Origin of the sequence: Caballeronia sordidicola, from assembly GCF_001544455.2 — a bacterium.
GTDB lineage: Bacteria > Pseudomonadota > Gammaproteobacteria > Burkholderiales > Burkholderiaceae > Caballeronia > Caballeronia sordidicola.
This window is the reverse complement of the sequence record NZ_FCOC02000026.1, coordinates 41,985-63,042: the sequence shown is the minus strand read 5'-3', so window position 1 is coordinate 63,042 and position 21,058 is coordinate 41,985. Positions and strand designations below refer to the sequence as shown.

Annotated in this window: 19 protein-coding genes and 1 tRNA gene; all 20 read right to left on the bottom strand. The window is 59.2% G+C overall.

Annotation, left to right across the window (positions count from 1 at the left end; all coding sequences use genetic code 11):
• Positions 1-12: 12 nt before the first annotated feature.
• Positions 13-1,503: an NADH-quinone oxidoreductase subunit M gene (locus tag AWB64_RS27245; protein WP_060858518.1), complete on the bottom strand. Its 1,491-nt coding sequence runs from the start codon at positions 1,501-1,503 to the stop codon at positions 13-15.
• A 17-nt stretch (positions 1,504-1,520) separates the two neighbouring features.
• The gene (nuoL, locus tag AWB64_RS27240) at positions 1,521-3,599 is read right to left on the bottom strand and encodes an NADH-quinone oxidoreductase subunit L (RefSeq protein WP_060858517.1); all 2,079 of its coding nucleotides are present in this window, start codon (positions 3,597-3,599) and stop codon (positions 1,521-1,523) included.
• A 17-nt stretch (positions 3,600-3,616) separates the two neighbouring features.
• Positions 3,617-3,922 (bottom strand): NADH-quinone oxidoreductase subunit NuoK, encoded by a 306-nt coding sequence (nuoK, locus tag AWB64_RS27235; protein WP_031360677.1) that lies wholly within the window; start codon positions 3,920-3,922, stop codon positions 3,617-3,619.
• Positions 3,923-3,936: 14 nt separating this feature from the next.
• Positions 3,937-4,638: an NADH-quinone oxidoreductase subunit J gene (locus tag AWB64_RS27230; RefSeq protein ID WP_060858516.1), complete on the bottom strand. Its 702-nt coding sequence runs from the start codon at positions 4,636-4,638 to the stop codon at positions 3,937-3,939.
• A 161-nt stretch (positions 4,639-4,799) separates the two neighbouring features.
• Positions 4,800-5,288 (bottom strand): NADH-quinone oxidoreductase subunit NuoI, encoded by a 489-nt coding sequence (nuoI, locus tag AWB64_RS27225; protein WP_050381450.1) that lies wholly within the window; start codon positions 5,286-5,288, stop codon positions 4,800-4,802.
• A gap of 18 nt (positions 5,289-5,306) precedes the next feature.
• Complete coding sequence (nuoH, locus tag AWB64_RS27220; RefSeq protein ID WP_060858515.1) at positions 5,307-6,371, bottom strand: NADH-quinone oxidoreductase subunit NuoH; 1,065 nt, start codon at positions 6,369-6,371, stop codon at positions 5,307-5,309.
• Entirely contained in the window at positions 6,372-8,708 is a 2,337-nt protein-coding gene (gene nuoG, locus AWB64_RS27215; protein WP_060858514.1) for an NADH-quinone oxidoreductase subunit NuoG, read from the bottom strand.
• Between the two features lie 31 nt (positions 8,709-8,739).
• On the bottom strand, positions 8,740-10,065 hold the full coding sequence (gene nuoF / locus AWB64_RS27210) for an NADH-quinone oxidoreductase subunit NuoF (protein WP_060858513.1): 1,326 nt from the start codon (positions 10,063-10,065) through the stop codon (positions 8,740-8,742).
• Positions 10,062-10,547, bottom strand: coding sequence for an NADH-quinone oxidoreductase subunit NuoE (gene nuoE, locus AWB64_RS27205; protein WP_060858512.1), 486 nt, complete (start codon positions 10,545-10,547; stop codon positions 10,062-10,064). The genes nuoF and nuoE overlap by 4 nt, the downstream gene beginning before the upstream one ends.
• Before the next feature lie 155 nt (positions 10,548-10,702).
• Positions 10,703-11,956 carry an NADH-quinone oxidoreductase subunit D gene (locus AWB64_RS27200; RefSeq protein ID WP_060858511.1) on the bottom strand — a complete coding sequence of 418 codons (1,254 nt, stop codon included), beginning with the start codon at positions 11,954-11,956 and terminating at the stop codon, positions 10,703-10,705.
• Between the two features lie 9 nt (positions 11,957-11,965).
• A complete protein-coding gene (locus tag AWB64_RS27195; protein ID WP_060858510.1) occupies positions 11,966-12,568 on the bottom strand; it encodes an NADH-quinone oxidoreductase subunit C in 603 nt (200 codons plus the stop codon).
• A 115-nt stretch (positions 12,569-12,683) separates the two neighbouring features.
• Positions 12,684-13,163, bottom strand: coding sequence for a NuoB/complex I 20 kDa subunit family protein (locus AWB64_RS27190; RefSeq protein WP_027819582.1), 480 nt, complete (start codon positions 13,161-13,163; stop codon positions 12,684-12,686).
• A gap of 78 nt (positions 13,164-13,241) precedes the next feature.
• Positions 13,242-13,601 carry an NADH-quinone oxidoreductase subunit A gene (locus AWB64_RS27185; protein ID WP_060858547.1) on the bottom strand — a complete coding sequence of 120 codons (360 nt, stop codon included), beginning with the start codon at positions 13,599-13,601 and terminating at the stop codon, positions 13,242-13,244.
• Positions 13,602-13,761: 160 nt separating this feature from the next.
• Positions 13,762-13,846, bottom strand: a tRNA-Leu gene (locus AWB64_RS27180).
• Between the two features lie 114 nt (positions 13,847-13,960).
• Positions 13,961-14,338 carry a preprotein translocase subunit SecG gene (gene secG, locus AWB64_RS27175; protein WP_060858509.1) on the bottom strand — a complete coding sequence of 126 codons (378 nt, stop codon included), beginning with the start codon at positions 14,336-14,338 and terminating at the stop codon, positions 13,961-13,963.
• An 87-nt stretch (positions 14,339-14,425) separates the two neighbouring features.
• Complete coding sequence (gene tpiA, locus AWB64_RS27170) at positions 14,426-15,208, bottom strand: triose-phosphate isomerase (protein WP_082850646.1); 783 nt, start codon at positions 15,206-15,208, stop codon at positions 14,426-14,428.
• A gap of 173 nt (positions 15,209-15,381) precedes the next feature.
• Complete coding sequence (locus AWB64_RS27165) at positions 15,382-16,398, bottom strand: NAD(P)H-quinone oxidoreductase (protein WP_060858507.1); 1,017 nt, start codon at positions 16,396-16,398, stop codon at positions 15,382-15,384.
• A 163-nt stretch (positions 16,399-16,561) separates the two neighbouring features.
• Positions 16,562-18,712, bottom strand: coding sequence for a polyribonucleotide nucleotidyltransferase (gene pnp / locus AWB64_RS27160; RefSeq protein ID WP_208603323.1), 2,151 nt, complete (start codon positions 18,710-18,712; stop codon positions 16,562-16,564).
• 377 nt (positions 18,713-19,089) lie between these two features.
• Positions 19,090-19,365, bottom strand: coding sequence for a 30S ribosomal protein S15 (rpsO, locus tag AWB64_RS27155; RefSeq protein WP_060858505.1), 276 nt, complete (start codon positions 19,363-19,365; stop codon positions 19,090-19,092).
• Positions 19,366-19,612: 247 nt separating this feature from the next.
• Positions 19,613-20,920: a branched-chain amino acid ABC transporter substrate-binding protein gene (locus AWB64_RS27150; RefSeq protein WP_082850645.1), complete on the bottom strand. Its 1,308-nt coding sequence runs from the start codon at positions 20,918-20,920 to the stop codon at positions 19,613-19,615.
• Between the last annotated feature and the right edge of the window lie 138 nt (positions 20,921-21,058).

Genomic DNA, 21,058 nt, shown 5'->3' with positions numbered 1-21,058 from the left:
CCTCCGCACGCGTTACTGGGCCAGCGGCAGTTTCGACTGCGCGACGTGGGAGAGGAGATTTTCCACAGATGCGTGCATCACATCGGTGAAAGGCTTCGGGTACAGGCCCATGTACAGCGTAAATACAGCAAGCACGGCCAGCATGAAGAATTCGCGCTTGTTGATGTCTTTCAGCTTCGCGACATGGTCGTTGGCCACCGCGCCGAAGTGCACGCGCTTGTACATCCAGAGCGTGTAGGCCGCGCCGAGAACCAGCGTGAACGTTGCGAGGAAACCGATCCAGAAGTTGAACTTCACAGCCGCCAGAATCACCATGAATTCACCGACGAACCCGGAAGTACCCGGCAAGCCGCAATTGGCCATGGCGAACAGCATGGCGAACGCCGCGAACTTCGGCATGACGTTCACCACGCCGCCGTAGTCCGAGATCCGGCGCGAGTGCATGCGGTCATACAGCACGCCGATACACAGGAACATCGCGCCCGAGACAAAGCCGTGCGAGATCATCTGGATGATCGCGCCTTCCATGCCAAGCGTATTGAAGATGAAGAAACCGAGCGTGACGAAGCCCATGTGCGCAATCGACGAATACGCCACCAGCTTCTTCATGTCTTCCTGCACCAGCGCCACGAAACCGATGTAGATCACCGCAATCAGCGACAGCGTGATCACCACCGGCGCCAGGAAATGGCTGGCATCCGGCGCAATCGGCAGCGAGAAGCGAATGAAACCGTAAGCGCCGAGCTTCAGCATGATCGCGGCCAGCACGACCGAGCCGCCCGTCGGCGCTTCCACGTGGGCGTCAGGCAACCACGTGTGGACCGGCCACATCGGCACCTTCACGGCAAACGCCATGAAGAACGCAATGAACAACAATATCTGCGGCGTGAAACCGATCTTCAATGCCTGCCACGTGGCGATATCGAACGTGTGCGTCTGTGTGTACAGGTACAACAACGCGATCAGCATGAGCAGCGAGCCCATCAGCGTGTACAGGAAGAACTTGAACGCTGCGTAGACGCGATTCGCCCCGCCCCACACGCCGATGATGATGTACATCGGGATCAGCGTGGCTTCGAAGAATACGTAAAACAACATGCCGTCGGCGGTCGAGAACACGCCGATCATGAGGCCCGACAGGATCAGGAACGCAGCCAGGTATTGCGACACGCGCACCGTGATGACTTCCCACGCCGAAATCACCGTGATCACGGTGATCAACGCGGTCAGGACCACAAACCACATTGAAAGACCGTCGACACCCAGGTGATACGAGATGTTGAAACGTTCGATCCAGCTTACGTTCTCTTCGAACTGCAGCGCAGCCGTTGAATTGTCGAAGCCCGTAATCAAGGGAATCGTGACGACCAGCCCGAGAATCGAGCCAATCAGCGCAAGCCAGCGCGCCGGCGCCGGATTGTTGTCGTTGCCTACCGCCAGTACAAGGATACCGACAATGATCGGTAACCAGATCGCGAGACTGAGAATTGGAAAAGAGTGCATAGATAGGTGTCCCCGCCTTATTTGCCGCCGAGCGTTACAAACAGGGTCAAGAGCCCCAACATGCCAATGATCATGGCGAACGCGTAGTGATAGATGTAACCGGATTGAAGGAAGCGAATCACACCGGCAAACCAGCCGACGAACTTCGCGAGACCGTTGACGATACCGTCGATAACGGCGACATCGCCCTCTTTCCAGAGTCCGCGGCCAATGGCGACCGCACCCTTTGCAAATACGACATCGTTGATCTTGTCGAGGTAGTACTTGTTATCGAGCAAGTTGTAGATCGGCAGGAAGCGTTGCTTGATCACGCCCGGCAGATCCGTCCGCTTGAGATACAGGAACCACGACACCACCACGCCCGCGAGTGCGAGCCATACCGGCAGACCCGCGACCGAATGAAGGCCCATTGCGAACCAGCCGTGGAATTCCTCGGCCATTTCGTGCAGCGCCGGATGGTTCTCGCCGATAAAAATCACGCGGTCGAACACAACGCCGTGAGCAAAGAAATCGCCGAACAACATGGGACCGATCGCCAGCGCGCCAATGATCACCGACGGAATCGCCAACAGGATCAGCGGCAGCGTGATTACCCAAGGTGTTTCGTGCGGCACGTGCGGGCCATGACCATGACCATGATCGTCGTGGCCGTGCGAATCATGACCATGCGAATCGTGCGCATGCGCTGCGGCTTCGATCGCCATCGGGCTTTCCGGATGCTTCGGACCGCGGAAACGCTCCTTGCCATGGAAAACCATGAAGTACATACGGAACGAATAGAGCGCGGTAACGAACACGCTTGCAACCACGGCGAAGTACGCGAAACCCGAACCCGGCAGATGCGAAAGCTTCACCGCGTCGATGATCGAATCTTTTGAATAGAAGCCCGAGAAGAACGGCGTACCGATCAAGGCCAGTGAACCGAGCAGTGAAGTGATCCACGTGATTGGCATGTATTTGCGCAGGCCGCCCATGTTGCGCATGTCCTGGTCGTGATGCATGCCGATGATCACCGAACCCGCGCCAAGGAACAGCAGTGCCTTGAAGAACGCGTGCGTTGCAAGGTGGAACACCGCAACCGGATAAGCCGACACGCCAAGCGCGACCGTCATGTAGCCGAGCTGCGACAGCGTGGAATAAGCCACCACACGCTTGATGTCGTTCTGCACCACGCCAAGGAAGCCCATGAACAAGGCCGTGATTGCCCCGATCACCGTGACGAACGACAGCGCCGAATCCGACAATTCGAACAGCGGCGACATGCGCGTGACCATGAAGATACCGGCCGTCACCATGGTCGCCGCGTGAATCAGTGCAGAAATCGGCGTCGGGCCTTCCATGGAATCGGGCAGCCACACGTGCAGCGGGAATTGCGCCGACTTACCCATCGCGCCAATGAACAGGCAGATACACGCGACCGTCAGCAGGCCCCAGTCGGTACCGGGGAATGTCATGCCGGCCAGTTCCGTGCGATGCGCGAAGACATCGCCGTAATTCAGCGATCCGGCAAACGCCAGCAACAAGCCAATGCCAAGCAGGAAGCCAAAGTCGCCCACGCGGTTGACCAGGAACGCCTTCATGTTCGCGTAGATGGCTGTCGGACGCGTGAAGTAGAAACCGATCAGCAGATACGACACGAGACCCACCGCTTCCCAGCCGAAGAACAACTGCAGGAAGTTGTTGCTCATGACGAGCATCAGCATGGAGAACGTGAAGAGCGAGATGTACGAGAAGAAGCGCTCGTAGCCCGTTTCTTCGTCGGCCATGTAGCCGATCGTGTAGATGTGCACCATCAGCGAGACGAAGGTGACGATCACCATCATCATCGCGGTCAGCGAATCGACCAGGAAGCCGATCTCCATCTTGAGCGGGCCGACCGTCATCCATTCGTAGATGGTCGCGTTGAAGCTCGCGCCGTTCATGACGTCGAGGAAGACGAAACACGAAAGCACCAGCGAGATCGCCACACCGAGAATGGTGATGCTGTGCGAGCCGCGGCGGCCGATCTTCCAGCCGAACAGCCCCGCTATCAGCGAACCGGCAAGCGGCGCCAGCGGGATCGCAAGCAGAAGGTTTTCATTGAGTGTCGTGGACATATCTGTCTTGCCTGAAATTAACCTTTGAGCTGATCGAGATCTTCGACGTTGATCGTGTCGAGACTGCGGAACAACGTGACCAGAATGGCGAGACCGATGGCCGCCTCGGCTGCCGCGACGGTCAGCACGAAGAACACGAAAATCTGGCCGTGGATGTCGCCAAGATAGTGCGAGAACGCGACGAAGTTGGTATTCACCGCCAGCAGCATCAGTTCGATCGCCATCAGGATGATGATCACGTTACGCCGGTTCAGGAAAATGCCGACAATGCTGATCGCGAACAGGATCGCGCCGAGCACGAGGTAATGGGCAAGACTCAACATGATTGTTTTTCTCCTCAGCCTTTGTTGTCGACCGTGCCGGCGCCGGCATTGCCGGTAACGGGCGGGTTGGTCGTGGCATCCGGCGCTTCCTGTTCGGACTTCATCTTCACAATCCGCACACGATCCTTGGCTCGCACCTTGACTTGGTCGCTCACGCTCTGGCGCTTGTTGTCCTTCTTCTCGCGAATGGTCAGCGAGATTGCTGCGATGATCGCGACCAGCAGGATCAGGCCTGCGATTTCAAACGCGAAGATGTAGTCGGTGTAGATCACCTTGCCGATCAGGTGCGAGTTCGACATCACTTCGTTCGGACCCACGCCTGCGCCCACGCCGTTGACCAGCATGGCGTCGTGTACCGGCGTCACCGTCGCGCCGTAGCCGTGCCACAGGATCAGGGCCGTTTCGATAATGATGATCGCGCCCACGATACTGGCTATGGGCACGAATCGCTTGAAGTCCCGGTGCAGCACGTCGAGGTTGATGTCGAGCATCATCACCACGAAGAGGAACAGCACCATGACCGCGCCGACATAGACGAGAACCAGCAGAATGGCGAGGAATTCGGCTTCGAGCAGCATCCAGATCGCGGCCGCGTTGAAGAACGCGAGCACGAGGAACAGCGCGGATGACACAGGATTGCGCGAAGTGATCACCTTCAGCGCCGAAACAACCAGCAGTAGCGCGAAGATGTAAAACAGTACGGTCGTGAATTCCATGATTACCGGTTCATCGTTAGGCTTTGTGTTTTGACACAAGCGCGCCGTGTCGCATCGTTTGAAGGACGCAACTTACAACCATGGCGCGCGGGCCGGAACAGCAGGTCAATTCAAATGCAGGAACAGCAAAAGGCGCGATGACTCATGCGCCCCGCTTCGCTTTACCGATAAGGCGCGTCAGCCGCCTTCGCAGCGGCAATCTCCGTTTCATAACGGTCGCCCACTGCGAGCAGCATGTCTTTCGTGAAATACAGGTCGCCGCGTTTCTCGCCGTGATACTCGAGAATGTGCGTTTCGACAATCGAATCGACCGGGCAGCTTTCTTCGCAGAACCCGCAGAAAATGCACTTGGTCAGGTCGATGTCATAACGCGTGGTACGGCGCGTGTTGTCGGCGCGCGTTTCCGATTCGATGGTGATCGCGAGCGCCGGGCACACGGCTTCGCACAACTTGCATGCGATGCAGCGCTCTTCGCCGTTTTCGTATCGGCGCAATGCGTGCAGGCCACGAAAACGCGGGGAGATCGGCGTCTTCTCCTCCGGAAACTGAACCGTCACCTTGCGCTGGAACAGGTAACCACCCGTCAGCGCGAGGCCTTTCAGCAACTCGGTCAGAAAAAACGTCTTGAAGAAATTCTGTAATGCGTTCATGGTTTTTTCATCCGCCCATTATTTCCAGATGTTCAGCGGCGACATGATCCAGAATCCGACCACGACCACCCACACCACCGACACCGGCAGAAAGATTTTCCAGCCAAGGCGCATGATCTGGTCGTAGCGATAACGCGGGAACGTCGCACGGGCCCAGATGAATACGGACAGCAGGAAAAAGATCTTCAGCACGAACCAGAAAATGCCCGGGATGAAGGACAGGAAACCGAACGGCGCGCTCCAGCCACCAAGGAACAAGGTCGATGCAATCGCCGAGATCACGATCATGTTGATGTACTCGGCGAGGAAGAACAGCGCGAACGCCATGCCCGAGTAATCGATCATGTGGCCCGCAACAATTTCCGACTCGCCTTCCACCACGTCGAACGGGTGACGGTTTGTTTCGGCAATGCCCGAGATGAAGTACACGACGAACATGGGCAGAAGCGGCAGCCAGTTCCACGACAGGAAGTTGATGCCCCAGTTCGCGAAGATGCCATGTTCCTGCGAGACCACGATAGCCGACATGTTCAGGCTGCCCGTGACCATCAGCACGACGACGAGCGCGAAGCCCATCGAAATTTCGTACGACACCATTTGCGCCGCGGCGCGCATGGCGCCAAGGAACGCGTATTTCGAGTTCGACGCCCAGCCGGCCAGGATCACGCCATACACGCCAATCGACGAGATCGCCATTACGTAGAGCAGCCCGGCGTTGACGTCGCCCAGCACCGCTTTCGCCTGGAACGGAATCACCGCCCACACCGCGAACGCGGGCACCACGGTCATGATCGGCGCGATCAGGTAAATCCAGCGGCTGGCTTGCGTTGGCTGAATCACTTCCTTCAGCAGCAGCTTCAGCACGTCGGCAATCGGCTGCAACAGCCCGAGCGGACCCACGCGATTCGGGCCGAGACGCACGTGCATCCAGCCGATCAGCTTGCGTTCCCACAGAATCAGGTACGCGACGCACAGCAGGATCACCACCGACACCACGAGAATGCGGATGACCGCCCACACGGTGGGCCAGGCGACACCGAGGATCTGCGTCCCGCCTGCGTTGATCGTATCGAACAAGCCCATTTACGCCTTCTCCACTACCAGTTCACCGAACAGAGCCCCGAGCGCCGCGCCGGCCGGCGTTCCCGCCGACACACGCACCACGCTTTCCGCCAGATTCGCGTCGCGAACCGCCGGCAGGGTTACCGAGAGACCGCCTTGAGCGACGCGCACGGCGTCGCCGTTAGTAAGCCCGAGTTCTTCGAACAGCGACGTCGGCAGCGCAACCACGTTTGCATCGCGCGCGGCAGCCGTCAGGTGCAACGATTCGGCGCGGCGCGACAATGCGTCGGCGTGATAGATCGGCGTGTCGGCAAGGCGCTCGAAGCGGCCTGGATTCGATGCAGCCTTCGTCACCGGCTTGATGGCCGCGCTGCTCTTGTTCGACAGACGCGCGCTCAGGTCGCCCTTGCCCAATGCAGCGTCGCGGACTTCTTCGGCGGTATCGAATTCGAAACCCTTCAGGCCCAGGATGCTGCCAAGCACGCGCAGCACCTTCCAGCCCGGACGCGTTTCACCCAGCGGACGGACCACGCCGTTGAACGTCTGCGCCGTACCTTCGGCGTTGACGAACGTACCCGATGTTTCCGTGAACGGAGCGATCGGCAGCAACACGTCGGCGTAGTCCATGCCGTGCTTGAACGCCGACAACGCAACGACCATTTCAGCCTGTTTCAAGGCGGCGAGCGCTTGAGCAGGGTTGGCGGTATCGAATTCCGGTTCCACGTTGAACAGCACGTAGCCCTTGCGCGGCTGCTCGAACGCTTCGCGTGCATTGAGGCCACCTTCGCCCGGCAATGCATCGACAAGATGCGCGCCAACCGTGTTTGCAGCTTCCGTCAGATAACCCAGCGTTGCGCCCGTTTCGTTCGCGATCCATTGGCACACAGCCAGGATCTGCGCGAACTGCGGATGCTGAACCGCGCTGTTGCCGAGCAGCAGCACGCGCTTGTCACCAGCCGACAGCGACGCAGCAATGTCCTTCGCCGCCGCCGATGCTTCACGCCCAGCGAACGCTTCCGGCGCAGCAACGCCACGCGCTTCGGAGACCGCAACAGCGATACCGCCAAGGTGCTCGAGCCATTCCGAAGGCGCCGCAACCACGCGATGCGCGGCGGGAATCAGCGAGTCGTCATTGGTTGCGTGCAGGAACGTGAGCATCGCGCCGCCCTTCGCTGCTTGCCGCAAGCGGGCCGCGAACAACGGATGATCGCGACGCAGGAACGAGCCGACGATAAACGCCGTATCGATATTCGACAGATCCGCGATCTTCACGCCAAGCCACGGCGCGCCATCCGAAACCGGCGCGGAGAAGTCGCTCTGACGCAGGCGGAAATCGACGTTGGGCGTACCCGCGCCTTCAGCCAACTGCTTGAGCAAATACAGTTCTTCGACTGTGCTGTGCGGCGTGGCCAGGGCAGCGATCTGATTCGCGCCATGGTCGGCCGTAATGCCCTTGATGCCCTTCGCCACGTATTCCAGCGCCGTCTGCCAGTCGGTCTCGATCCACTTGCCGCCTTGCTTCAGCATTGGCTGCGTGAGACGGTCGTCGCTGTTTAGCGATTCGTACGAGAAGCGATCCTTGTCCGAGATCCAGCATTCGTTGATGGACTCGTTTTCCATCGGCAGAACGCGCATCACGCGGTTGTTCTTCACCTGAACAACCAGATTCGCACCGACAGAATCGTGCGGGCTGATCGACTTGCGGCGCGACAGTTCCCACGTACGGGCGCTGTAGCGGAACGGCTTGCTCGTCAACGCGCCGACCGGACACAGGTCGATCATGTTGCCGGACAGTTCCGAGTCCACGGTCTTGCCAACAAACGACGTGATTTCCGAGTGCTCGCCACGACCCAGCATGCCGAGTTCCATCACGCCGGCCACTTCCTGACCAAAGCGGACGCAACGCGTGCAATGAATGCAGCGCGTCATCTCTTCCATGGAGATCAGCGGTCCCACGTTCTTATGGAACACCACGCGCTTTTCTTCGTTGTAGCGCGACTGCGACTTGCCGTAACCCACGGCCAGATCCTGCAACTGGCATTCGCCGCCCTGATCGCAAATCGGGCAGTCGAGCGGGTGATTGATCAGCAGGAATTCCATGACGGACTGCTGCGCCTTCACGGCCTTGTCCGATTTCGTGCGCACGATCATGCCCGCCGACACCGGCGTGGCGCAGGCGGGAACCGCCTTGGGCATCTTTTCCACTTCGACCAGGCACATCCGGCAGTTCGCCGCGATCGACAGCTTCTTGTGATAGCAAAAGTGAGGAATGTATGTATCGACCTTATGCGCAGCCTGGATCACCATGCTGCCTTCAGGCACTTCTACGCTTTTGCCGTCGATTTCTAATTCAACCATGATGGGGAATGGTCCTTGGCCTGATCACTGATCACGCGGTAAGCGCTTCGGACGTGTGCGCATGATGCGCATGTCCGTCGACGAGACAATGTTTGTGCTCGACGTGATATTCGAATTCGTCCCAGAAGTGCTTCAGCATGCCGCGCACCGGCATGGCCGCCGCGTCGCCGAGCGCACAAATGGTGCGGCCCATGATGTTTTCGGCGACCGAGTTCAGCAGATCCAGGTCTTCCTTGCGCCCCAGTCCGTGTTCGATCCGATGCACCACGCGATACAGCCAGCCCGTGCCTTCGCGGCAAGGCGTGCACTGACCGCACGATTCCTCGTAATAGAAGTACGACAGGCGCAAGAGCGAGCGCACCATGCAGCGCGTTTCGTTCATGACAATGACCGCACCCGAGCCCAGCATGGATCCGGCCTTCGCGATCGAGTCGTAGTCCATGTCGGTAGCCAGCATGAGCTCGCCCGGGACAACCGGCGCCGACGATCCACCCGGAATCACCGCCTTCACCGACTTGCCGCGCACGCCGCCGGCCAGTTCGAGCAAGGTCTGAAACGAAGTACCGAGCGGCACTTCGAAGTTGCCCGGACGATTGACGTCGCCCGCAACCGAGAAAATCTTCGTGCCGCCGTTGTTCGGCTTGCCGATCTCCAGATACTTCTGCGGGCCGATAGCCAACAGGAACGGCACGGCTGCGAACGTTTCGGTGTTGTTGATCGTGGTCGGCTTGCCGTACACGCCGAAGCTCGCCGGGAAAGGCGGCTTGAAGCGCGGCTGACCCTTCTTGCCTTCCAGCGACTCGAGCAGCGCCGTCTCTTCGCCGCAGATATACGCGCCATAACCATGGTGCGCATACAGTTCGAACGAGAAGCCCGAGCTAAGAATATTCGCGCCCAGATACCCAGCCGCACGCGCTTCTTCAAGCGCCTGTTCGAAGATCTTGTAGACCTCGAAAATCTCGCCGTGAATATAGTTGTAGCCGACCGTGATGCCCATGGCGTACGCGCCAATGGCCATGCCTTCGATCAACGCATGCGGATTCCAGCGCAGGATGTCACGATCCTTGAACGTGCCCGGTTCGCCTTCGTCCGAATTGCAGACAAGGTACTTCTGCCCCGGAAACTGACGCGGCATGAAGCTCCACTTCAGCCCGGTCGGGAAACCCGCACCGCCGCGTCCACGCAGACCCGACGCCTTGACGTCGGCAATCACCTGCTCCTGCGGAATTTTTTCTTCGAGAATACGGCGCAACTGGGCGTAACCGCCGCGCGCCACATAGTCTTCGAGGTGCCAGTTTTCGCCGTTGAGACCGGCGAGAATCAGGGGCTGGATGTGGCGGTCGTGAAGAGACGTCATTTCGATAGTTCCTCGAGGAGCGTGTCGATCCGCTCGCGACTCATGAAACTGCACATACGATGATTGTTCACGAGCAACACGGGTGCATCGCCGCACGCGCCAAAGCATTCACCTTCTTTCAAGGTGAACTTGCCGTCAGCGGTGGTTTCGCCAAAGTCGATGCCAAGCTTTTGCTTCAGGTATTCCGCAGCGCTCTCAGAACCGCCGTCCGGACCAAGCTGGCACGGCAGGTTCGTACAGAGCGTGATCTTGTGTTTGCCGACCGGCGCAGTCTCGTACATGGTGTAGAACGTCGCGACTTCCTGCACGGCCACAGACGGCATGCTCAAATAGTCGGCCACGAACTGCATGATTTCCGGCGACAGCCAGCCATGCTCTTCCTGAGCGACAGTCAGCGCCGCCATCACCGCGGACTGCTTCTGCTCCACGGGATATTTCGCGATCGCGCGATCAATTTCTTTCAGGCCTTCAGCTGAGATCATTTCAGACACGACTCTTTCAGTTCCTACCGAACGAAAACCCGCCGCGCCCTTCTTTTGCGGCAGACCTGGCGTCCTGCTGTTGTTGGTTTGCAGACCTGTTCAACGCTTTTGCGCGAGCAGGCCGGCATAGTACGGCGGATTTCCGCGATGCCATGTCAGCGGTCGATCTCGCCGAACACGATGTCCTGCGTCCCGATGATCGTCACCGCGTCCGCAATCATGTGGCCGCGCGCCATTTCGTCGAGCGAAGCAAGATGCGCATAGCCCGGCGCACGAATCTTCAATCGATACGGCTTGTTCGCGCCATCCGAAACCAGATAGATGCCGAACTCGCCCTTCGGATGCTCGACCGCCGCATACGTCTCGCCTTCCGGCACGTGAAAACCTTCGGTGAAGAGCTTGAAGTGGTGAATCAGCTCTTCCATGTTGGTCTTCATGCCCACGCGCGAAGGCGGCGCAATCTTGTGATTGTCGATCATCACGGGGCCCGGATTCTTGCGAAGCCACTCAATACATTGTTTCGCAATCCGCGTGGACTGACGCATCTCTTCCACGCGCACGAGGTAACGGTCGTAACAGTCGCCGTTCACGCCCACCGGAATATCGAAATCCAGTTGGTCGTAGACTTCATATGGCTGCTTCTTGCGCAAATCCCATTCAATGCCCGAGCCACGCAGCATCGCGCCGGTCATGCCGAGCTGCAATGCGCGCTCAGGACTGACCACGCCAATACCGACAAGCCGCTGCTTCCAGATACGGTTGTCGGTCAGCAACGTTTCGTACTCGTCCACGCATTTAGGGAAGCGCGTAAAGAAGTCGTCGATAAAATCAAGCAGCGAACCCTGACGCGTCTCGTTCATGCGCGACAACGCCTTCGCATTGCGGATTTTCGACGCCTTGTATTGCGGCATTGCGTCAGGCAGGTCGCGATACACACCGCCCGGACGGTAATACGCCGCGTGCATCCGTGCGCCGGATACCGCTTCGTACACGTCCATCAGGTCTTCACGTTCACGGAACGCATACAGAAAAACCGCCATTGCGCCGACGTCGAGCGCATGCGAGCCAATCCACATCAGGTGGTTCAGCACGCGCGTGATTTCGTCGAAAAGAACCCGGATATATTTCGCGCGCACCGGCACATCGATGCCAAGCAGCTTTTCGATTGCCAGCACATAGCCGTGCTCGTTGACCATCATCGACACATAGTCGAGACGGTCCATGTACGGCACGGACTGAATAAAGGTCTTCGATTCCGCGAGCTTTTCGGTAGCGCGATGCAGGAGGCCGATATGCGGGTCGGCGCGTTGAATCACTTCACCGTCGAGCTCCAGCACGAGGCGCAGCACACCGTGCGCAGCCGGGTGTTGCGGGCCGAAATTGAGCGTGTAGTTCTTGATCTCTGCCATGGCGTTCTCTTAGTGTTTCAGACCGCCATAGCGGTCCTCGCGGATCACTCGCGGCGTGATTTCGCGCGGCTCGATCGTCACGGGCTGGTACACGACGCGCTTTTCTTCCGGGTCGTAACGCATTTCGACATATCCCGACACCGGGAAGTCCTTGCGGAACGGATGGCCGATGAAACCATAGTCGGTGAGAATGCGCCGCAGGTCCGGATGCCCTTCGAACACAATGCCGAACAGGTCGAATGCCTCGCGCTCGTACCAGTTCGCCGACGACCACACGTCCACCACCGAGGCGACGATAGGCACTTCGTCGTCCGGCGCGAAGACGCGCACGCGCAGACGCCAGTTGTTGGCGATCGAAAGAAGATGGAGGACGGCCGCGAAACGCGGACCTTCGTAGGCGCCGTCGCCGTACGTGGAGTAGTCGACGCCACACAGATCGACGAGCTGCTCGAAACCGAGCGAGCGATCGTCGCGCAATTTGAGCGCTACATCGGCGTAGTCTGCCGCCTTGACGACGACAGTCAGTTGCCCGAGCGACTCGGTAATGCTATGCAGGCGGTCGCCGAACGCCGCCTCGAGGTTCGCTTTCAGGGTCTCGAGTTTGCTTGCCATATTTGGGGAGGCTCAGGCCTTGGTGACGCTTAATGGAGCTTAATGGGACTTCTGTGACGCGGACCGGCATGCTGATGGCGTCACGACCTTGTACGGCCACGCTGGTCGACCCCGCTTACTGGCGGGCGATCGTGCTGGTGCGGCGAATCTTCGCCTGCAACTGGATCACGCCGTAGACAAGCGCTTCAGCCGTCGGCGGGCACCCTGGCACGTAGACATCGACCGGAACAATCCGGTCACAGCCACGCACCACGGAATACGAATAGTGATAGTAACCACCGCCGTTGGCGCATGAACCCATGGAGATAACCCAGCGCGGCTCGGCCATCTGGTCATACACCTTGCGCAGCGCGGGCGCCATCTTGTTGCACAGCGTGCCGGCGACGATCATCACGTCCGACTGCCGCGGACTCGGACGAAACACCACGCCAAAACGATCCAGGTCATAGCGGGCAGCGCCCGCATGCATCATCTCGACCGCGCAACACGCAAGACCGAACGTCATGGGCCACAACGAACCCGTGCGCGTCCAATTGATCAGCTTGTCAGCCGTGGTGGTGACAAACCCTTCCTTCAAGACCCCTTCGATACTCATTTGCTTTCACTCCAGATGAGCAGCCAGCCATAGCCGCCCAGCAATCCGGTGATCGGGTGACCCTCGACCCGACGCCCTTCACTCCCAGTTAAGCCCACCCTTTCTCCAGATGTAGGCGAAACCCAGCAGGAATTCGAGCAGAAAAACCATCATTGACAGAAAACCCGGCCAGCCGATGTCGCGCAGGGCCACGCCCCACGGAAACAGGAAGGCGGTTTCAAGGTCGAAAATAATGAACAGAATAGCGACGAGATAATAGCGCACATCGAACTTCATCCGCGCGTCTTCGAAAGCCTCGAAGCCGCACTCGTAAGGCGCGTTTTTTTCAGTGTCAGGCTTGTTGGGACCGAGGATCTTGCCGATGCTGACGAGAGCGATACCCAAACCGGTGCCCACGACGAGGAACAGCAAGACGGGATAATAGGCTGAGAGATTCACGACTATCCTCAAATCGGTTTGATCTGGTGTGCCGGTCAGGACGACTGCCTGACCGATTTTCAACTTAAGGCGCATGATACGTAAGAACCCTTACATATTCACTCGCCAGAAGTGACAATGCCAGCCGAAGCAATGCATGCGGCTGGCATTGGATAACTCTTGGTGCCGACGGCGAGACTCGAACTCGCACAGCTTTCGCCACTACCCCCTCAAGATAGCGTGTCTACCAATTTCACCACGTCGGCACTGTCTTGCAATCCGGTAAAACAACTTCTAATTGCCGGTAATCGCTTCGAGAACAAAATTATAACTGGGTTAAGCAGTTTGTTCAACGCACAAAAGGCGCGGTACGCGAAAATTTATTTCGGGACATCCGAGCCCGGAGCCGACGATGCAATCGGCGCCGAACCACCAGCCGCAGCCGATGCGCCGACGTTCGGATTTGCAGCCGGCGCGGTCACGGCAGCCCCGCCCAGTACGCCTGCGGACGCCGCAGGCTTATAGCTTCCGAGGTAAGTCAGCGTCAGCGTGGAGATGAAAAACACCGCCGCGAGGACAGCCGTCGTACGCGACAGGAAGTTCGCCGAACCGGTCGCGCCGAAGAGACTTCCGGACGCGCCACTGCCAAAAGCAGCGCCCATATCGGCACCCTTGCCGTGTTGCAGCAATACGAGGCCAATAACGCCAAACGCCGACAACAACTGGACGACAATAATCAATGTCTTTAAATACAGCATTTCGTTCACCCGACTTTTTAATGTTCACGCGACACTGTTGCGTCGCGCTTTTAAATACTTACATCTTCGAAAGCTCGAACTCGGCGATTAAGCCGAAACGTTTTGTGCAGCCTGGCAAATCGCAAGAAAATCGTTCGACTTCAGCGCTGCGCCACCAATCAATCCACCATCGATGTCCTGTTCCGCGAATAATTCTTCCGCGTTCTCCGGCTTGACGCTGCCGCCATAAAGTACGGGCACTGTTGCTACCATTGCGCCCTTGGCCGCGAGTTGCGCGCGCAAGAATGCGTGAACTTTCTGGGCCTGCTCCGTCGTCGCGCTTTTGCCCGTACCAATCGCCCAGACCGGTTCGTACGCGACAACGATCTTCGACGCCTGTTCTTCGCTCAACACCAGCAGAACAGCCCCAAGCTGCGTTCCGACAACCTGCTCGGTCGAACCATTCTCGCGCTGTTCCAGCGTCTCGCCCACGCACACGATTGGCGTCAGACCTGCTTCGAGCGCGCGCTGCGCCTTCACCGCCACCAGGTCCGAGTGCTCATGGTGATAGGCGCGCCGTTCTGAATGGCCGACGATCGCGTAGGTTGCATCGAAATCCGCCGCCATGCCAGCTGCGACTTCGCCAGTGTAAGCACCCTGCTTGTGAGCCGATACATCCTGCACGCCCCACGCAACCACCGATCCGGCGAGCAACGCCTGCGCTTGTGCAAGATACGGCATCGGCACGCACACACCCATGCGCACGCCCTTCTGCAAACCCGCGGCGCCGGCGGCAACTGCTTGCAGCAACGCGGCGTTTTCGATGAGCCGGCCGTGCATTTTCCAGTTTCCGACCACCAGCTTTGCGCGTTTGGCTTGTTCTTTCGGCATTTGTCTCGTCGTAGCAGCGAGGCTGCCGATCAGTAGGTGGAAAAATAACCGGAGCCGGAACTTTTGGGCACGCCGCCCCAGTACAACATGCGATTTTACTGTGCGTGGCGGAAAACGGTCAAACGCCGAAATCCTGGTGGCGGCTTTATCTCAGATCTAAATTCAGTTCACAGTCAGGCGACCTTGCTCCAGTCGAGCACGATCTTGCCAATGTGCGTACTGCCTTCCATCAGTTCATGCGCCGCAGCGGCCTGATCGGCGGGGAAAACCTCGTGAATCACCGGTTTGATGCGCCCGGCCTCGACTTCCGGCCACACATGTTCCTTCAACTGCGCCGCGACCTTGCCCTTGAACGCAACTGCACGCGGTCGCAGGGTCGACCCGGTAATCACCAGACGACGGCGCAACACCTCATTCAGGTTGATCTCGGCTTTCGATCCACCCAACGTCGCGATGACGACCACGCGGCCACCGTCGGCCAGCGCTTTCAATTCGCGGGGAAGATAATCGCCCGCAACCATGTCGAGGATCACGTCCACGCCGCGGTCATTCGTCAGCGACTTGACGACATCGACGAAATCTTCCGTCTTGTAGTTGATCGCCCGCTCTGCGCCGAGCTTCTCGCAAGCCTGGCACTTTTCGTCGGATCCGGCCGTCACGAACACGCGATGTCCAAGCGCCTTGGCAATCTGGATGGCCGTCACGCCAATGCCGCTCGACCCGCCCTGAATCAGCAACGTTTCCTCGGCGCCATTTTCGCCTTTGCCCAGGTGCGCCCGCTCGAACACGTTGCTCCACACGGTAAAAAACGTTTCCGGCAGCGACGCCGCTTCGATATCCGTCAACCCCTTCGGCACCGGCAGGCATTGCTCGAGCGGCGCGCAGGCGTACTCGGCGTAACCGCCGCCCGCGAGCAGCGCGCATACACGATCGCCCGCTTTCAGGCCGAACGGATTGTGCTTCGGATCGAAGTAACCGCGCACGATTTCACCCGCCACTTCCAGCCCCGGCAGATCCGACGCACCCGGCGGCGGCGCATAACCGCCCTTGCGCTGAAACACATCCGGACGATTCACACCCGACGCCGCGACCTTGATAAGCACTTCGCCAGCCTTGGGTTCCGGCATGGGACGCTCGCCAAGCTTGAGAACTTCGGGCGCGCCAAATTCGGTGATTTCGATCGCTTTCATCTGCGTATTCCTTCGAGTCGGACTTCGTGAAACAGCGATGTAATTTCATGGCATTGCGGACTCGGGGAACCTAACCCGCAATAACATCGAATCACAATCGAACCGTGACATTCAAAACGGCCGGCACGCGAGCTCCGCGCGCCGGCCATTCCAACTTACCGCATTACTGCGGCTGCGTGGGCTGGATCGGTTGAATCGGCTCGCCGCCTTCAGCCAGCAACGCCTTTGCCGACAAACGCACGCGACCCTTTTCGTCTGTCTGGATGACCTTGACCTTCACGATCTGGCCTTCCTTCAAGTAATCGTTGATGTCCTTGATGCGCTCGTTGACGATTTCCGAGATGTGCAGCAGACCATCCTTGCCCGGCAGGATGTTGATGATCGCGCCGAAGTCCAGCAATTTGAGTACCGGACCTTCGTAGACCTGGCCCACTTCCACTTCGGCCGTGATGTTCTCGATGCGCTTCTTCGCTTCCGCCATGCCTTCGCTGCTCGTGCTCGCGATGGTCACCACGCCGTCATCTGAAATATCGATGGTCGTGTTGGTTTCCTCGGTCAACGCCCGGATCACCGAACCGCCCTTGCCGATCACGTCGCGGATCTTCTCCGGATTGATCTTCATGGTGATCATGCGCGGCGCGTAATCCGACAGGTTCGTGTTCGTGCCCGGAACCGCCGTCGTCATCTTGCCGAGGATATGCATGCGGCCTTCCTTCGCCTGCGCGAGCGCGACCTGCATGATTTCCTTCGTGATGCCCTGGATCTTGATGTCCATCTGCAGCGCCGTCACGCCTTGCGCCGTGCCCGCCACCTTGAAGTCCATGTCGCCCAGGTGATCTTCGTCGCCCAGGATGTCCGTCAGCACCGCGAACTTGTTGCCTTCGAGGATCAGGCCCATCGCGATACCCGCCACGTGCGCCTTCATGGGGACACCGGCGTCCATCAGCGCGAGACAGCCGCCGCAGACCGACGCCATGGACGAGGAACCGTTCGATTCCGTGATTTCCGATACCACGCGGATCGAATAACCGAATTCATCGGCGCTTGGCAGGCAAGCGGCGAGCGCGCGCTTGGCGAGACGGCCGTGACCGATTTCACGGCGCTTCGGCGAACCGACGCGGCCCGTTTCGCCGGTCGCGAACGGAGGCATGTTGTAGTGAAGCATGAAGCGTTCGCGATACTCGCCTTCGAGCGCGTCGATGTTCTGCTCGTCGCCCTTCGTGCCAAGCGTGGCCACGACCAGCGCCTGCGTTTCGCCACGCGTGAACAAGGCTGAACCGTGCGTACGCGGCAGCACGCCGGTACGGATTTCGATCGGGCGGACAGTGCGGGTGTCGCGGCCATCGATACGCGGCTCGCCGTTCAGGATCTGCGTACGGACGATCTTCGCTTCGATGTCGAACAGCACGTTGCCGATGGTCGCCTTGTCAGCCGGCGTTTCGCCGCGGGCAACGGCTTCTTCGGTCAGCTTCGCGGTCGTCGATGCGTACACTTCCTTCAGCTTCGCGCTGCGCGCCGACTTGTCGCGAATCTGATAAACGGACAGCAGTTCGGCTTGCGCCAGTTCGGACACGCGCGCAATCAGCGGCTCGTTTTTCGCAGCCGGCGCCCAGTCCCATTCCGGCTTGCCGCCTTCGGCCACCAGTTCATGGATTGCATCGATAGCGATCTGCATCTGGTCGTGACCGAACACCACGGCGGCGAGCATCACTTCTTCTGTCAGTTGCTGCGCTTCCGATTCCACCATCAGCACCGCGCGTTCCGTACCGGCCACGATCAGGTCGAGCGCCGATTCCTTCATCTGCGGACGCGTCGGGTTCAGCACGAATTCATTGTTGATGTACGCAACGCGCGCAGCGCCCACCGGGCCGTTGAACGGCAGGCCGGAGATGGCCAGAGCCGCCGACGCGCCGATCAGCGCAGGAATGTCCGCGGGCACATCCGGGTTCAGCGACAGCACGTGAATCACGACCTGGACTTCGTTATAGAAGCCTTCCGGGAACAGCGGACGCAACGGACGGTCGATCAAGCGCGAGATCAGCGTCTCGCCTTCGGACGGACGGCCTTCGCGACGGAAGAAACCACCTGGGATCTTGCCGGCTGCGTAGGTCTTTTCCAGATAGTCGACGGTCAGCGGGAAAAAGTCCTGGCCCGGCTTTGCCGTCTTCGCGCCGACAACCGTCGCGAGCACTACGGTATCTTCCACATCAACGATCACGGCGCCGCTTGCCTGGCGCGCGATTTCACCTGTTTCCAGGCGAACGTTGTGTTGTCCCCACTTGAATTCCTTGACGATTTTCTTAAACATTCTCACTCCTTCTTCGTTATGCCCCGCGGCATTCCCACGTGTTGTCGTGCGTTCCGGACCCTCCGGAACCCCCGCACACGCCGATAAACCCCGCGAAGCCAAGCGATGGCCGACAGCCGCGCAAGAGAGGGGTGTATGTCATTCCAACGCAACACGACACGCAATGCGCATGACGCGCTGGAATGACACAAAGCTCTGCGGCGAAGCCCGGCCCTGTAGTCGAATCGGTTTCCGATCCGGTTTGGCTTTAATGCAAGCCTTCGATAATTCCCACTGTTTTTGCTGCTTGCGATGACTACGCGCTGATTGCGAGCGCGCCGTTCAAAAACAAAATGCCTGTATCAGCAAACTGACACAGGCATTTCGTTGTGAACGCTAGCCGCTTACTTGCGCAGGCCCAGCTTTTCGATCAGCGAGCGATAACGGTCAGCGTCTTTGCCCTTGAGGTAATCGAGCAGCTTGCGACGGCGGCTCACCATGCGCAGCAGACCGCGGCGGCTGTGGTGATCCTTCGTGTGAGCCTTGAAGTGAACGGTCAGTTCATTGATACGAGTCGTGAGCAGTGCAACCTGCACTTCAGGCGATCCCGTGTCATTTGCGCCGCGCGCATATTCTGCGACGACGTCGGACTTCTTTGCATGAGCAACTACGGTAGACATTTGATTTTCCTTTGATACGGACAGGCGGTCACGGAAGAAGGGCCGTGCCGTGGGTTTTCTACATCTTTCCCTAGGCCAGTAATACGGCTTTGGATTCCTTGCCGGACGTGTTTCTGCGGGATTTAAAGCCCGGCCCCACATACGGCAAGTCGCGAATTATAGCACAGCGATTTTGCCCGTCGATACGGTCGCGGCGGTCGAACTTGATCGTGCAATAGGCGTGGGCCCAAGCTTTCCCGCGCTTCTTTCAAGGTGCGGGACGTTTCATCTGGCAGGTTGTCGGCATTGACGTGCTGGCCGCCGGGATTTTCAGCAGCGTGCGGAAGCCAAAACCCGAGCCTTCGTTGTCGAAACGCACGCCCGGCGTGCCAACCCGGTCCATCTCCATCACGTAAAGGGGCTGAATCAGTTGATGATCGGCGGCGCGCATTTCCGTTGTCTGGAAGCCGGTATCGAGCTTCATTCCCTCCAGCGCCCGGGCGATAGCGGTCGGATCGGCGCTGCGAGCCTGCTGCATTGCGTTCGCCAGCATCTCGATCATCAGTGGCATGCGCAGGAACAGGTAATCGTCGGCGGGTGCCGGGAAACGGGTCCGGAACGCTGCGTAGTAGGTATCGGACGCCGCTCCGCCTGCGTTCGGATGCCAGTCCGCCACCGCTACCACGTGTTTCACGCCAGCCTCGCCCAGCGCGGCGGGCGCGCCCAGGCTGTTGCCGTAAAAAGTGTAGAAATGCGTGTCGAGACCCTGCTCGCGCGCCGCCTTGACAAGCAGCGTCAAGTCGTTGCCCCAGTTGCCGGTGATTACAGCGTCGGCGCCGCTCGAACGAATTTTCGCGATGTACGGCGCGAAATCCTTCACGCGGCCGGCCGGGATGAATTCATCGGCGACGATTGCGATGTCCGGGCGCCTCTCCTTCAACGCACGCTGTGCTTCGCGGCTGACATCGTGGCCGAAGCTGTAGTCCTGGTTGAACAAATAGACCTTCTTGACCGATTGCTCACGCTGGATAACGTCGGCCAGGGCGTTCATGCGCATGCCCGCGTGGGCATCGAAGCGAAAGTGCCAGAAGCTGCAGTTCTCGTTGGTGAGCGCCGGGTCGTCGGCGGAGTAATTCAGGAATACAACGCGATGTTCAGGGTCGCGGGCGTTCTGCTTGCTGATGGCATCGACGAGCGCGGCGGCCACCGCCGAACTGTTGCCCTGCGCGATGAAGCCGATTCCCTGGTCGATTGCCGCGCGCAACTGGACAAGACTGGCTTCGCTGCTGCCCCGGCCGTCGAGGACGACCAGTTGCAGCGGATGCCGGCCGTCCGGCAATGCCACGCCGCCATTGGCGTTCACGCGTTCGACGCCGAAGCGCAGATTGCGCTCGACCGACGCGCCCGCGTTCGCAAACGGTCCCGACATGCCTTCGATCATCGCGATTCGGATCGGCGCGAGATTGGGCACAGGCGCGGGCGCCGCCGAGATCTGCGAAGCGAAAACAAAACCGCCAAGGCTCAAGGCCGCCGCAAGACGGACGCTCCACGAAATCAACCGGTCGTGCAATTTCATACCGCTCATCCAGGATAAAAACTCGACCGCGGATCATAGGCTGCAGCACATGCCGCGTGCAATATCCACAGCCGCTTCGCCGGAATGCGCGGCGTAGTCCGAGCAATCGACGTAATGGGACGTAATGGAATATCGGTG

What these genes read in the sequence shown, in the direction of transcription:
- AWB64_RS27230 (WP_060858516.1), bottom strand. Translation starts at nt 4,638, where the DNA reads ATGGAATTCACGACCGTACTGTTTTACATCTTCGCGCTACTGCTGGTT.
- AWB64_RS27245 (WP_060858518.1), bottom strand. Translation starts at nt 1,503, where the DNA reads ATGCACTCTTTTCCAATTCTCAGTCTCGCGATCTGGTTACCGATCATT.
- nuoL (WP_060858517.1), bottom strand. Translation starts at nt 3,599, where the DNA reads ATGTCCACGACACTCAATGAAAACCTTCTGCTTGCGATCCCGCTGGCG.
- tpiA (WP_082850646.1), bottom strand. Translation starts at nt 15,208, where the DNA reads ATGCCGAAAGAACAAGCCAAACGCGCAAAGCTGGTGGTCGGAAACTGG.
- nuoF (WP_060858513.1), bottom strand. Translation starts at nt 10,065, where the DNA reads ATGACGTCTCTTCACGACCGCCACATCCAGCCCCTGATTCTCGCCGGT.
- AWB64_RS27150 (WP_082850645.1), bottom strand. Translation starts at nt 20,920, where the DNA reads ATGAAATTGCACGACCGGTTGATTTCGTGGAGCGTCCGTCTTGCGGCG.
- AWB64_RS27190 (WP_027819582.1), bottom strand. Translation starts at nt 13,163, where the DNA reads ATGAGTATCGAAGGGGTCTTGAAGGAAGGGTTTGTCACCACCACGGCT.
- secG (WP_060858509.1), bottom strand. Translation starts at nt 14,338, where the DNA reads ATGCTGTATTTAAAGACATTGATTATTGTCGTCCAGTTGTTGTCGGCG.
- nuoK (WP_031360677.1), bottom strand. Translation starts at nt 3,922, where the DNA reads ATGTTGAGTCTTGCCCATTACCTCGTGCTCGGCGCGATCCTGTTCGCG.
- AWB64_RS27200 (WP_060858511.1), bottom strand. Translation starts at nt 11,956, where the DNA reads ATGGCAGAGATCAAGAACTACACGCTCAATTTCGGCCCGCAACACCCG.
- AWB64_RS27195 (WP_060858510.1), bottom strand. Translation starts at nt 12,568, where the DNA reads ATGGCAAGCAAACTCGAGACCCTGAAAGCGAACCTCGAGGCGGCGTTC.
- rpsO (WP_060858505.1), bottom strand. Translation starts at nt 19,365, where the DNA reads ATGTCTACCGTAGTTGCTCATGCAAAGAAGTCCGACGTCGTCGCAGAA.
- nuoI (WP_050381450.1), bottom strand. Translation starts at nt 5,288, where the DNA reads ATGAACGCATTACAGAATTTCTTCAAGACGTTTTTTCTGACCGAGTTG.
- nuoH (WP_060858515.1), bottom strand. Translation starts at nt 6,371, where the DNA reads ATGGGCTTGTTCGATACGATCAACGCAGGCGGGACGCAGATCCTCGGT.
- nuoG (WP_060858514.1), bottom strand. Translation starts at nt 8,708, where the DNA reads ATGGTTGAATTAGAAATCGACGGCAAAAGCGTAGAAGTGCCTGAAGGC.
- nuoE (WP_060858512.1), bottom strand. Translation starts at nt 10,547, where the DNA reads ATGATCTCAGCTGAAGGCCTGAAAGAAATTGATCGCGCGATCGCGAAA.
- AWB64_RS27165 (WP_060858507.1), bottom strand. Translation starts at nt 16,398, where the DNA reads ATGAAAGCGATCGAAATCACCGAATTTGGCGCGCCCGAAGTTCTCAAG.